The organism is Streptomyces sp. NPDC024698, assembly GCF_055559015.1.
This window is the reverse complement of the sequence record NZ_JBVHLK010000004.1, coordinates 451910-465042: the sequence shown is the minus strand read 5'-3', so window position 1 is coordinate 465042 and position 13133 is coordinate 451910. Positions and strand designations below refer to the sequence as shown.

General features: G+C 72.9%; 11 protein-coding genes and 1 tRNA gene. 8 read left to right on the top strand and 4 right to left on the bottom strand.

Translation table 11 applies throughout. The annotated features are described in order from the left end of the window. Window positions 1–36: 36 nt before the first annotated feature. From ACZ4AA_RS13000 to ACZ4AA_RS12990, 3 genes are all read right to left on the bottom strand, one after another. The gene (locus tag ACZ4AA_RS13000) at window positions 37–924 is read right to left on the bottom strand and encodes a cellulose-binding protein (RefSeq protein ID WP_467600018.1); all 888 of its coding nucleotides are present in this window, start codon (window positions 922–924) and stop codon (window positions 37–39) included. A gap of 247 nt (window positions 925–1171) precedes the next feature. Next, window positions 1172–3967 (bottom strand): SUKH-4 family immunity protein, encoded by a 2796-nt coding sequence (locus tag ACZ4AA_RS12995; protein WP_467600015.1) that lies wholly within the window; start codon window positions 3965–3967, stop codon window positions 1172–1174. Between the two features lie 7 nt (window positions 3968–3974). Next, a complete protein-coding gene (locus ACZ4AA_RS12990) occupies window positions 3975–5000 on the bottom strand; it encodes an SMI1/KNR4 family protein (RefSeq protein WP_467600012.1) in 1026 nt (341 codons plus the stop codon). Between the two features lie 232 nt (window positions 5001–5232). On the opposite strand from ACZ4AA_RS12990, the gene ACZ4AA_RS12985 reads away from it, so the two are divergent. After that, on the top strand, window positions 5233–5736 hold the full coding sequence (locus ACZ4AA_RS12985) for a YwqJ-related putative deaminase (RefSeq protein ID WP_467600009.1): 504 nt from the start codon (window positions 5233–5235) through the stop codon (window positions 5734–5736). A 77-nt stretch (window positions 5737–5813) separates the two neighbouring features. Continuing rightward, entirely contained in the window at window positions 5814–6344 is a 531-nt protein-coding gene (locus ACZ4AA_RS12980) for an SUKH-3 domain-containing protein (protein WP_467600364.1), read from the top strand. A 325-nt stretch (window positions 6345–6669) separates the two neighbouring features. Here ACZ4AA_RS12980 and ACZ4AA_RS12975 read toward each other — a convergent pair whose 3' ends face one another. Then, window positions 6670–7980 carry a sensor histidine kinase gene (locus tag ACZ4AA_RS12975; protein WP_467600006.1) on the bottom strand — a complete coding sequence of 437 codons (1311 nt, stop codon included), beginning with the start codon at window positions 7978–7980 and terminating at the stop codon, window positions 6670–6672. Between the two features lie 247 nt (window positions 7981–8227). On the opposite strand from ACZ4AA_RS12975, the gene ACZ4AA_RS12970 reads away from it, so the two are divergent. The 6 genes from ACZ4AA_RS12970 to ACZ4AA_RS12945 all read left to right on the top strand — a co-directional run bounded on the left by ACZ4AA_RS12970 (window position 8228) and on the right by ACZ4AA_RS12945 (window position 13036). Continuing rightward, window positions 8228–8299, top strand: a tRNA-Gln gene (locus tag ACZ4AA_RS12970). A gap of 118 nt (window positions 8300–8417) precedes the next feature. Beyond that, window positions 8418–9866 carry a bifunctional UDP-N-acetylglucosamine diphosphorylase/glucosamine-1-phosphate N-acetyltransferase GlmU gene (glmU, locus tag ACZ4AA_RS12965; protein WP_467600003.1) on the top strand — a complete coding sequence of 483 codons (1449 nt, stop codon included), beginning with the start codon at window positions 8418–8420 and terminating at the stop codon, window positions 9864–9866. Window positions 9867–9995: 129 nt separating this feature from the next. Further along, window positions 9996–10973, top strand: coding sequence for a ribose-phosphate diphosphokinase (locus ACZ4AA_RS12960; RefSeq protein WP_467600001.1), 978 nt, complete (start codon window positions 9996–9998; stop codon window positions 10971–10973). 182 nt (window positions 10974–11155) lie between these two features. Further along, window positions 11156–11749 carry a 50S ribosomal protein L25/general stress protein Ctc gene (locus ACZ4AA_RS12955; RefSeq protein WP_389405136.1) on the top strand — a complete coding sequence of 198 codons (594 nt, stop codon included), beginning with the start codon at window positions 11156–11158 and terminating at the stop codon, window positions 11747–11749. Between the two features lie 73 nt (window positions 11750–11822). Continuing rightward, a complete protein-coding gene (gene pth / locus ACZ4AA_RS12950; protein WP_467599998.1) occupies window positions 11823–12434 on the top strand; it encodes an aminoacyl-tRNA hydrolase in 612 nt (203 codons plus the stop codon). A 104-nt stretch (window positions 12435–12538) separates the two neighbouring features. After that, complete coding sequence (locus tag ACZ4AA_RS12945) at window positions 12539–13036, top strand: hypothetical protein (protein WP_467599995.1); 498 nt, start codon at window positions 12539–12541, stop codon at window positions 13034–13036. Window positions 13037–13133 lie beyond the last annotated feature (97 nt).

Sequence of the window (13133 nt, the reverse complement as noted above, 5' to 3'; positions counted from 1 at the left end):
GGTGGGGGACCCGTCACGGAGCGGCGGAGCGTGGGGCTACTCCGCCGGGGCCCGTCCGGTGAGCGACGTGAGGCTGCTGCGTACGTGGTCCATGTGGGCCCGTACGTGATCCCACCGCTCCCCGTGCTCTCGCAGCACCCGATCGGTCTCCCGCGCGACCCGCTCCTCACAGACCCGCGCCTCGGCGACCAGCCCGGCGGCCCGCGCCGCGGCGTCCTCCTGCCGGTGCCGATCCCACTCCCTGGCTTCCGCCAGGGCCCGCTCCGCCCGCGCGAGCGACTCCAGGGCGCGGGCCTCGTCCTCGCCCCGGCCCGCCTCGGACGCGGCCTCGCGCTCCGCGAGGGCCCGCTCGGACTCCGCCGACCGCGCGGTGTGCTCCGCGTCCTGCGCGGTGACGACGGCCTCCGTCCGCCGCCGCACCTCGCGCAGCACCGTGAGCACCTCCCCCCGGTGCTCCTTCACCTCGCGCCGCGCGGAGACCCGTACCCCGTCGGCCTCGGCCCGCGCGTCCAGCAGCCGCCGAAGAGCCCACTCCTCCGCCTCGTCACGCACCTCGCCCGCGTACGCCCGCGCGGCCTCCCGCACGTCCCGCCCCACCGCCTCGGCCGTCTCGGCCTCCGCGCGGGCCTCCCGCCGGGCCTCCGCCAGCAGGGCCGCGGCCTCCTCCTCGCCGAGCGCGAGGATCCGCCGCGCCCGCTCGCCGAGCTCCTCGTACGTCTGCGGGGCGAGCCGCGTCACGACCTCCCGCAACCGCTCCGCCTCGGCCTCCATGTCCTTGGCCAGCACGGTGAGCCGGGCGGCCCGCTCCCAGGCGGCGTCACGGTCCCGGGAGAGCGCGGCGGCGTACCCGTCGACCTGTTCGGGACGGTAGCCACGCCCCCGTACGGCCACGAAGCCGTACGGCGACACCGGTGTGCTGCTCATCCTTGGACCCCTCTCCGCCCGACCCACACGAAACGACGATTTCGCGCACATCTTGATGGATCACGCGGAAGTGTTCATAACGCGACACTCCGCCCGCCCATTTGGCACGAGACGGGTCAAGGGCGTGACATTTGGGGTCAGCGCCCCCGGTGCGCACGAAAGAGGCGCCCGGCCCGTGACCCGGGCCGGGCGCCTGCTCCGTACTGCCGTCGTCCTGCTTCTCGCCGGTCCCGCGACCGGCGGCGCTCTAGAGCAGTCCGTCCCACATCTCTTCCAGCAGGACCGACCACCAGCTCTCCGGGGAGGCCAGTGCCGCCGGGTCGAGCGAGGCGAGCTGGGCCTGGAAGTCGACGGTCCAGCGGCCCGCCTGCTCCTGGTTGAGACCGAACCGCAGCCGCCACATCCGCCCGAGCAGCGCCAGACAGCGAGCGAACTCGGGCAGCCCGGTGTTCACGAACTGCGGCGGCACGGGGGCGCCCCCGGGACCGGCCTCCACCGGCACGGCGACGATGTTCGCCGTGCCGTACTGGACACAGATCGCCTTGCCGAAGTCGCTGCCCATCACGAGGTACGAGCCCGCGTCCTGGGACGCCGGCACCCCGCGCTCCTGCGCGAGTTCGGCGAGGGTGGGCACCGGGCGGCCCGGCTGGGCCTGCGCCCAGAAGAACGGCCCCATGTCGACCGGCAGTCCCGCCACGACCAGGACGTGCGCCACGATCGGCGGCACGCCCTGCCGCGACACGGCCGCCTGGTCGAACCGGAACATCCCCGGCCCGAACGCCGCCGCCAGCTCCTGCGCGATCGCCTCCGGCGGGATCGGCGGCGCGGGCTGCACCGGCGGGATCGGCGCCCGCACCGGCGCCGGACGCGCCGGCCCGTCCGCCACCTGGTGCAACTCGCCCTGGTGCGCGAGAAGTTGACGCATCCCCTGCTGACGGCTCGCGTGGTCCGTGCCGTACGGGGCGATGCTCGTGATCCGCGCCTGCGGGAAGGTCTCCCTGATCATCCGCGCGCAGTACGCGCCCGGCAGTTCACAGGACTCCAACTCCGTGTGCAGTTCCAGCACTTGCTGCGGCGGTACGTTCATCGCCCGCAGCTCGTGCAGGATCTGCCACTCCGGGTGCGGCGTACCCGGAGCGGACCGCCGGATCAGCTGCTGCTCGGAGCCGTCCTGGGCCCGGTAGCGCAGCACGGCCTGATAGCCGGGCCCGACGGTCGGCTGCCCCGTCTGCGGATAGCCGTACGCCGGCTGCTGACCCGGCATCGGCTGACCCGGGAACGGCTGTCCGGGCAGCGGCTGCGGGCCGCCCGGCGGCATGCCGGGGGCCTGCGGAGGGGGCGGCGCACCGGGACCCCCGACCGGCGGGGCGAACATCGTCGCCGCGTGGTGCACCTCTCCGGAGGGCGCGCCCCCGGGAACACCGGGCGCACCCGGCGGCTGCGGAGCACCGGGGCCGCCCGCGGGGGGACCGGCCAGCATCGTCGCGGCGTGGTGCGCTCCGCCCGCGGGCGTGGCGCCCGGCGGGACGGGCGCGCCCGGGGCGGGCTGCTGCCAGGGAGCGCCGGGGACGCCGGGGACGCCCGGCGGCTGCGGAGCGCCGGGGCCGCCCACCGCGGGGCCTGCCAGCATCGTGGCGGCATGGTGGACACCGCCCGGAGGGGGCGTGGCGCCGGGCGGCTGCGGCGGGCCGGGCACCGCCTCGGGTCCGTCCGGCCCGAGCTGCGAGACGAGCTGCGTCGGCACATAGCCGCCCGCGGGCGCGCCCGGGACACCGGGAACCCCCGGCGGAGGCGTGGCGCCCGGCCGCGCGCCGGGTACCCCAGGGGCGCTCGGCGGATGCGGAGCACCGGCCGAGCCGCCGCGCGCCGCCCGGGGCGGCTGCGCCTTGCTGGTCGCGGCGTCGGCGATGTCACCGGCGTTCGGGGCCAGGGGCCTCGACGGCACGGCGGGCGGCGGCGTGCCGGGGACTCCCGGAGCCGACGGAGCGCCGGGCGGCGGAGTACCCGGACCGGCGCCGGGACCGTGGGGGAAGCCGTACCCGGGCGCGCCCGGAGGCGGCGTCCCGTGCGGGCCGCCGGGAACCGGGGCGCCGGGCGGCGGAGTTCCCTGGCCCGCGCCGGGACCCTGCGGATAGCTGTAGGCCGCGGTGTCCGGCAGGCCGTGGCCCTGCGAAGCGCCGGACGGCGCGGGGGAGTTCGGGGGCCCGGCCACGGGCGACACCGTCGTGTGCGGAAGCCGGCTGCCGCCGGACATCATGGCGGTCCGGTCGTACGCGGCGGCGGGCGGCGGGGTGCGCGAGTCGTCGAGGTCCGTGAGCGGCGGAGCGAACACGGTCGCGGGCAGCGGCACGGAACGGTCGTCACCGGGATCGGCGTTCGTGTCCGTCCCCGCCCACGGGGTCGCGTCGGCGGGGACGTCCGGCCGTGCGTCCCGCGGAACGGGTGCGTCGTCGGTCGCGGCGTCCGGCCACGCGGTGGCCCCACCGGGAACCGGCGCCACCTCCGGCGCACCCGAAGTGCCCGGCGTACCCGGCGTACCCGGCGTACCCGGCAGCGAACTCCCTTCCCCGACGGCCCCGTTCGCGGAGCCGGCGGCCGAGGCGGCCGCGGCCGGACGGGAACCCGCCCCGTCGGAGCCGGACGATCCCGACCCGGCGCGCCGGTCCGGGATCCCCATCCTGTCCGCGGCCTCCTGCAACCACTCCGGAGGACTCAGCAGGAACGACGTCTGGTTCAGGTCGACCCGGGCCGCGGGCGCCGGCGCCGGTTCCGGAGCGCCGGAAGGCACCCCGTACTCCTCCTCGTACCGGCGGATGACCTCGCCCACGGGCAGCGCGGGCCACAGCGTGGCCTCACCGCTGTCCCGAGCGATGACGAGCCGCTGCGCGCCCCCGTCGGAACGCGGCCCCTCGGCACGGTCCTCCGCCCAGACGACGAAGCCGAGTTCGAACTCGCGCACCCGCACCTCGCGGTGCTGGTACGCGGGCACGTCCCCGTTGATCCACTCTTCCGCGCGCTCCTGCGCCTGCGCGAAGGTCACCATCGCAACGTCACTCCCCCACCGAAGACACCGAGGAGACGGGCACGGCGTGCGCGAAGCCGCCGTCCACCATCAGATTCGCCACCGTCTCCAGCTCCGGCGGATTTCCGGCCAGCCGGGACAGGAACTGGTCGAAGTCGTCGCCGCACGGCAGCAGCAGCCGCTGCACCCGCTCGGCGGGCGGCCACGCGTCCTGGTCACGGACGTCGTCGAACGCGCAGAACCAGACCGAACCGATCCGGTCGCCCTTCACCTTCACCGCCAGCAGACCGCCCTGCACGAACCCGACACCCAGGTAGTCCTTCGTCAGGTGGTCGCGCAGACACTTGTTGACGTACACCAGGTCGTTGACCGCGGCCTCGTCGCGCACGGTGAACAGCGGCTGGTCCAGCAGGAGTCCGAGCTCGGCGTCGAGCGCCGCGCCCACCGGCGCGCACCCGCCCGCCGCCTTCAGGAACGACCGGTAGGCACCGGGCAGCCGGTAGCCGAGGTCCTCCTCGACCGCCAGCACCTGCTGCTCGGTGACCGCCACCGACGACTTCGGCAGCCCGAAGTGGGCGGGCCGCGTCTCCTGCAACGGCCGCGTCCCGCGCTTGGAATGATCGACGGCCGCGGTCGCGACACCGCCGTGGTGACGGAGCAGCGCCTTCACCTCGACCGGCACCAGTTCGAGACGCCGGGTGCCCGCCACGTGGTGCCACGTCCAGCCGTGCGGGGTCGCGACCGAGGGGATCGTGTCCCACAGCTCGTGTCCGGACGCGGCGAGCACGGCGTTCGCCGAGACGTAGTCCGTCAGCCTCAACTCGTCGACGCCGAAGCCCTCCGGGGGCTCGGCGATCTCCGCCGCGGCACGCGCGTAGAGCGAGAAGTCCGGATAGCCGTGCTCGTCGATCCGTACGCCTCTGGGGTGGCGCGCTGCCCGGACCGGATCCGGGAAGTGCACGACCTGCCCGGCGTAGGCCGCGTTCGGCGGCGCGGCCTGTCCCCCAGCCTGGGGGCTGGGAGGTGCCCCCAGCCCGAGCCGACCTGTCGTCATGGCGGTTGCCCCCTGTTACGGCGTCTTCAAGAGCTGGATGGAGCCCGGATGTCGACAGCCTATTCGGTTGTACGACACCGGTCACCGGGCCTCCGGTTCCGTGACCAGCCGTCACCTCGCAGTGACCGTATGCCGAAGGCCTGGCGTGTCGCGGCGCCCCAGCTACCGCTCCCGCCACGGCATTTGGCAGTCTGTCTCCGCACCGGGGGATGCACGGGAGGGAAAGACGATCATGAACGCGACGCATACGGCCACGTCCGGGGACCCCCGGGTCGGGTGGAGCAGCGCCGAGGCACTGCACGCGCCGGCTCTGCTGTACCGCCGCGACGGCATACTCCCCACCATCGCCGCGGCCCTCTCCGTCCGCGGCGCCACCCTCACCGGCACGGCCGCCCGCGGTGACCAGCCACCCGCTCTTCACCCGCTGGTCCAGGACTTCCTCGACACCCTCACGAACGCGCAGCGCGACCGCTTCACCGGGCGCTGCGCCGAAGCCATCCTGATCTCCCGGCAGATCGCCGCCGCCGACGCCGAGCGCAGCAAGCGGGCCGGCCGCAAGCCCATGACCAACGGCGAGGCCCGCAGGGCCCTCAAGGGGGCCAAGCTCACCGCCCGCCGCATCCGCGAGGACGGCGACCCGCTGCACGGCAGCTTCGCCGCCCCCTGCCGCTCGTGCACGGCTCTCAGCGGCCACTTCGGTGTCCGCATCGTCGACCCGGCGGCACCGGACGCCTGAACTCCCCCTCCCCCGTGACCGTACGTATGACGGCGTCCCGCGACGCCGAGTCCCATCCCTCGACGAACGAAGGGCAGATGCACTCCGAACGCTCCTCCTCCAGCCTCTTCTCCAGACCCGGCCAGGGGGGACCCGCCTCCCGTTTCCCCGAACCCGTGGACGCCGTGCTGCGGTCGGCGGGATGGCAGCCCGGGCGCTGGGACATAAAGCAGGCCGAGTACTGGGCCGACGAACTGCGCGGACACGAGTCATCGGCCGGGCACCGGCACGCCGTGTTCCCGGCGGCGGTCGAGGCGTGGGCGGAGTTCGGGGGGCTGCGGATCGGCTCCGCGGGGCCTGGGCGGCAGCTCGCGCCCGCCGCGCTCCACCTCGACCCGTTGCACGGGCTCCACATGGCCCGCACGCTCGGGGATCTCGGCCGCGCGCTCGACACCGAGGTCTGCCCTCTCGGCGAGGAGCCCGACTCCCACGCGCTGCTCGCCATCGACGCCGAGGGCCGGGTCTACACCCTCGACCACACCGGCGACTGGTTCCTCGGCCCGCACATCGACGCGGCCCTCACCACCCTCCTCACCGGCACGCCCCCACCCCGCCTGACCACCACCTGACAAACGTCCCTTCGCCCCCTCCGCCCCTACCCGACCCGACCCCGGGGGCGCCGCCCCCGGCCCCCCGCTCCTCAATCGCCGGAGGGGCTGGATTGGTCCCCGGAACCCGAAGGGCGGGCCACCCCTGGGGCTCCGCCCCAGACCCCGCTCCTCAAACGCCGGAGGGGCTGAAATCAGCCGGAATTCGGCGCGAGGGGACGTGCCGGTACATCGATGCCCGTCGCCACCGACGGTCACGCCTCACCCAACGGCGACGGGCTGATGCACCGGCACGGCCCCGACCCACCCACCGGACCGCACCCGACCCCGGTGACACCCCGGAGGGCTACGCGGGGATCACCGCCGACACCCGGAACCCGCCCGCGTCCGTGGGCCCCGACACGAACACACCCCCGAGCGCGGCCACCCGCTCCTTCATCCCCAGCAGCCCGTTCCCCCCGCTGGGCAGCCCCACGGAGGACCCCGCCCCCACCTCCGGCGGACACTCGTTCTCCACCTGCATCGCGATCTCGGACACCCGATGCGCCAGCCGGACGTACGTCTTGGCGCCCGCCGCGTGCTTGTGGACGTTCGTCAGCGCCTCCTGCACCACCCGGTAGGCGGTCTGCTCGATCTCACGGGCGTACGCGCGCAGGTCGCCCTCGACCGAGAGCGCCACGACCATCCCGGCCGCCGCCGACTGCCCGATCAGCTCGTCGATCTCGGCCAGACGCGGCCCCTCACCGCCCCCGGAGGCGTCCGCGGCCCGCGAGGCCGCGGCCGCCGCCGCGGCCCCCACCGCGGCCAACGGCACCACGGGCACCCGCCGGTCGAGCCCGTCCACGGTGCGCAGCACCCCGAGCATCTCCCGCAGCTCGGTGAGCGCCTGCCGCCCCATGTCCCCCACCAGGGCGGCGTTCTTCACGGCCTTCTCGGGATCCTTGCGGGCCACCGCCTGAAGCGCCGCCGCGTGCACGACCATCAGGGAGACCCGGTGCGCGACCACGTCGTGCATCTCCCGCGCGATCCGGGTCCGCTCCTCGTTGCGGGCCCACTCCGCCCGCTCCTCGGCCCGCTCCGCGAGCAGTTGCAGCTCCCGCTCCAGCGAGTCCGCCCGCTCCCGCAGGCTCTCCATGAGCCGCCGTCTGGCCCCCATGTACAGCCCGAGCAGCACGGGCGGCGCGGTCATCCCGATCGCCGTCGTGATGGAGGCGAACGGGACCAGCCAGTTCCCCATCGGCACATCCCCGCGCACCACGCCCTGGTGGGCCCGGACGAACGTGACGATCAGCATGCCGGCGAAGGACATCCCGGCCAGCGCGGCGGTGATGCGCCGCGGCAGCTCGGACGCGGCGAGCGTGTAGAGCCCGACGAGCCCCATCAGGAAGCCCATCTGGGCGGGCGTGACGGCGATGGACACCAGGACGACCGCGATCGGCCACTTCCGCCGTACCAGCAGGACGGACCCGGAGACCGCCCCGAACGCGACACCCACCGGTGCGGGCAGTCCCGCGTCGTGCGCGAAGCGGACCCCCTCGCCGCCGCACTCGAACGCGGACACCAGAGCGAGCCCCGCGTCCAGCACGGCACTACGCCATCCGACCCACCACCACGGCCCGGTCCCGGCCGCGGTGTGCTCTTCCCCCGTCGTGGTCATGGCTCCAGCGTACGGTTGCGCCCCGGACCATTTCCGGTGAGTTTTCGCGACTGGCCTACACCACACCCCGCCGGGAATCACCGGCCCCGGGAACACCGTCGGCGCCCCGGACGGCCGACCGGACCACGTGGTCATCTGCCGCGCCGGAGGCGCCGAGTTGTACCGTCGCACGGAGGGCGCCCGGTACGGCATAGTGTTGGGTGCCGACTCGACGAGCCGACCGAATGTCCGGTTCGATCGGGTTCATTCCCCCGTGGTGTAATTGGCAGCACCGTGGCTTTTGGTGCCATTTGTCCGGGTTCGAGTCCTGGCGGGGGAGCTTCGGTCGATCCCGTCCCCGGCAGTGCCCTCAGGACCCTCTCCCACATCGCTCCTGTTTCGCCCCGGTATCCTGCGGATGTCCACACCCCAGCCATCCACAGCCGAAGGGCAACCCCGTGAGCGCCATCCGCCCGGCCGCCGTCGTCGTACTCGCAGCGGGTGAGGGCACCCGTATGAAATCGGCCACACCCAAGGTTCTGCACGACATCTGCGGACGCTCGCTCGTCGGCCATGTGCTCGCCTCCGCGCGCGAGTTGGACCCCGAGAACCTGGTCGTCGTCGTGGGGCACGCCCGCGAGAAGGTCGTCGGGCACCTCGCGGAGATCGACCCGGGCGTCCGGACGGCGGTACAGGCCGAGCAGAACGGCACCGGACACGCGGTGCGGATGGCCCTCGAAGAGCTCGGCGGCGGCGTGGACGGCACGGTCGTCGTGGTCTGCGGCGACACCCCCCTGCTCAGCGGCGAGACCCTGCTCGCGCTGGCCTCGTCCCACAGCGCCGACGGCAACGCCGTCACCGTGCTGACCGCCGAGGTCCCCGACGCCACCGGCTATGGCCGCATCGTGCGCGACGGCGCGGGCGGCGCGGTCACCGCGATCGTCGAGCACAAGGACGCGACCGACTCGCAGCGCGCGATCCGCGAGATCAACTCGGGCGTCTTCGCCTTCGACGGCCAGCTGCTCGCCGACGCGCTCGGCAAGGTCCGCACGGACAACAGCCAGGGCGAGGAGTACCTGACGGACGTGCTCGGGATCCTGCGCGAGGCCGGGCACCGCGTGGGCGCGGCCGTCGCCGCCGACCACCGCGAGATCGCCGGGATCAACAACCGCGTCCAGCTCGCCGAGGCGCGCCGCATCCTGAACGACCGGCTGCTCACGCGGGCCATGCTGGCCGGGGTCAGCGTCGTCGACCCCGCGACGACCTGGGTGGACGTGACGGTCACGTTCGAACAGGACGCGATCGTGCACCCCGGGACGCAGCTCCAGGGCGCCACGCATGTCGCCGAGGGCGCCGAGGTCGGCCCCAACTGCCGGCTGAAGGACACCCGGGTGGGCGCCGGCGCCCGTGTCGACAACACGGTGGCCGACACCGCCGAGGTGGGACCCGGGGCGAAGGTGGGTCCGTTCGCCTATCTGCGTCCGGGCACCCGGATCGGTCCGAAGGCCAAGGTCGGCACGTACGTCGAGACGAAGAACGCGACGATCGGCGAGGGCACGAAGATCCCGCACCTGTCGTACGTGGGTGACGCGACGATCGGCGAGTACTCGAACATCGGTGCCGCGAGCGTGTTCGTGAACTACGACGGGCAGGACAAGCACCACACGACGATCGGCTCGCACTGCCGTACGGGTTCGGACAACATGTTTGTGGCTCCTGTCACGGTCGGGGACGGCGCGTACACCGCGGCCGGCTCCGTGATCACCAAGGACGTGCCGCCCGGTTCGCTGGCCGTGGCCCGCGGCCAGCAGCGGAATATCGAGGGCTGGGTGGCCCGCAAGCGCCCGGGAAGCGCGGCGGCGAAGGCCGCGGAGACCGCCTCCCGGGGACCGGAAGACGAAGGCTGACCGAAAAGCGGCGCGCCTGGGACGGCGTACCGTGATAAGTGCACATCCGTACCCAGCTGAGAGACCTCTCGCAAGCCAGCCGAGAAGGCCTCTCGCGCCCACTGAGAAGACCTCTGAGGAGACAGTGCTGTGACCGGGACCAAGACGACGACCGGCGAGAAGAAGATGATGTTCTTCTCCGGCCGCGCCCACCCCGAGCTTGCCGAGGAGGTCGCCCACAAGCTGGGTATCGGGGTCGTCCCGACGAAGGCCTTCGACTTCGCCAACGGCGAGATCTACATCCGCTACCAGGAGTCCGCACGCGGCGCCGACTGCTTCCTGATGCAGAGCCACACGGCTCCCATCAACAAGTGGATCATGGAGCAGCTGATCATGATCGACGCTCTGAAGCGGGCCTCCGCCCGGAGCATCACCGTGATCGTGCCGTTCTACGGTTACGCCCGTCAGGACAAGAAGCACCGCGGACGTGAACCGATCTCGGCGCGTCTGATCGCGGACCTGATGAAGACGGCCGGTGCGGACCGCATCCTCACGGTCGATCTGCACACGGACCAGATCCAGGGCTTCTTCGACGGCCCGGTGGACCACCTGTTCGCGCTGCCGATCCTCGCGGACTACGTGGGCGCCAAGGTCGACCGTTCCAAGCTCACCGTCGTCTCCCCGGACGCCGGCCGGGTGCGGGTCGCCGACCGCTGGTGCGACCGCCTCGACGCTCCGCTGGCCATCGTGCACAAGCGCCGCGACAAGGACGTCGCCAACCAGGTCACCGTCCACGAGGTGGTCGGTGACGTGAAGGGCCGCGTCTGCGTGCTCGTCGACGACATGATCGACACCGGCGGCACCATCTGCGCCGCCGCCGACGCGCTGTTCGCGCACGGCGCCGAGGACGTCATCGTGACGGCCACGCACGGTGTGCTCTCCGGTCCGGCGGCCGACCGTCTGAAGAACTCCAAGGTCAGCGAGTTCATCTTCACGGACACCCTGCCGACCCCGGGCGAGCTGGAGCTCGACAAGATCACGGTGCTCTCGATCGCGCCGACCATCGCGGACGCGGTGCGCGAGGTCTTCCTGGACGGTTCGGTGACGAGCCTGTTCGAGGAGCAGTAGGCCCCGGCCCCGCCGGTCGCCTAGATCGATTTCATGTACGGCCTCCCCGCCCCGTAAGCTGTCACAGTTGCTCGGCGAGGGAGGCCGCACCTGTGTGCGGCGGTCCGTTATCGACGCGCTCTTCGTAGCAGGCCGTTGTTCGGCCGGGTGACCACTTTCCCCACGTTCTACGAGGAGTGAACATGTCCGAGGTCAAGCTCGCCGCCGAGACCCGCACCGAGTTCGGCAAGGGTGCCGCCCGCCGCATCCGCCGTGAGGCCAAGGTTCCCGCGGTCGTCTACGGCCACGGCACCGAGCCGGTCCACATCACGCTTCCGGGCCACGAGCTGCTTCTCGCCCTGCGTACCCCGAACGTCCTGCTCACCCTGGACATCGAGGGCAAGACCGAGCTGGCGATCCCGAAGGCCGTCCAGCGTGACGCCATCAAGGGCAGCCTCGACCACGTCGACCTGCTTCTCGTGAAGCGCGGCGAGAAGGTCACCGTCGAGGTCTTCGTGCAGACCGAGGGCGAGCTGGCCCCGGGCAGCTTCCTCGTCGAGAACGTGCTGAACACCCTCACGGTCGAGGCCGAGGCCACCCACATCCCGGAGTCGGTCACCGTCTCCATCGCGGGCCTGGAGGCCGGTGCCTCCATCCACGCCAAGGACATCAAGCTCCCCAAGGGCACCACGCTGGCGATCGACGAGGACGCGGTCGTCATCCAGGTCCTGGCCGCCCAGGCCGAGGAGCCGGCCGCCGAGGGCGAGACCGCGGGCGACGCGGCCGCCGAGGCCTGATCCCCCGGGAAATCTTCATCTGTGTCAGCCGCCGCTCCTGCCGGGAGCGGCGGCTGCCGCGTATCAAGGACATATGGGAGACACGGACGTGACGACCGACGCCAACGCGCCCTGGCTGATCGTGGGCCTCGGCAACCCGGGCCCCGAGTACGCCATGAACCGGCACAACGTGGGCTTCATGGTGGCCGATCTGCTGGCGGGGCGGGTCGGCGGGAAGTTCAAGCGTGCGGGCAAGGCCCAGGCCCAGGTGATCGAGGGGCGGATCGGCCCGCCCGGCCCGGCCAACCGCCGGGTGATCCTGGCCAAGCCGATGTCGTACATGAACCTGTCGGGCGGCCCGGTGACGGCGCTGCGGGACTTCTACAAGGTGCCGACGGCGAACATCGTGGCGGTCCACGACGAGCTCGACATCGACTACGGCGTGCTGCGCCTCAAGCTGGGCGGCGGCGACAACGGCCACAACGGTCTCAAGTCCATGACCAAGGCGATGGGCGCGGACTACCACCGGGTGCGGTTCGGCATCGGGCGCCCTCCGGGCCGTATGCAGGTCGCGGACTTCGTGCTCAAGGACTTCGGGTCCGCCGAGCGCAAGGAACTGGACTACTTCGTGGACCGGGCGGCGGACGCGGTGGAGTCTTTGGTGATCGAGGGCCTGGAACGGGCCCAGAGCACGTACAACTCCTGAGGACCGGCCCGGCAGGCCCTGGGAGGACCGCCGGGCGGTCGACGTACCCGTACAACTGCCGACTTGTCCCCCGGCGGGGTTGACCGAGCGCTCGGCCATGGCCAATGATCCCCGCCATGCGTGCCGTCACCTCTCGTCAGAGCGCGACCGCGGCGCTGCGTTTCGGACAGCTCGCGGCGATGGGCGTGGTCACCGGGCTCATCCTGATCGCGGGCGTCTGGGCCTCCTGGGGCACCGCGCAGCACGTGATGCTGAGCAAGGGCCGGGAGCAGGGCACGATCGCCGTGCGGTCCTGCTCGGGAGACATCTGCACGGGGCCCTACACGCCGGTGTCGCCCGGTTCACGGGCGCGGGCCCACGTCGTCATCGACCAGTCGGTCGCGGTGGAGAAGGGCCGGACGTACACGGTCACGGTGAAGCCCGGCAGCGACGAGGTCGTCCGCAGCGGCCCGGCCGGTCTGCTCTACGCCTGGATACCGCTCGCGGGCGCGCTGCTGCTCGCCTCGGTGGTGGTCGCGGGCGGTCTGCGGCGGCCCCGGGCCGCCTGGCTGATGGCGGGCACGGGCCTCGCGCTGCTGACGGCGACGTTCCTGGTCCTCTAGCAACCCCACGGACGCGCGAAGGCGCCCCGCGCGCTCGTACGGGTACGAGCGCGCGGGGCGCCTTCGCGCGTCCGCCGGCCGGGCCGGCGGACTGCTC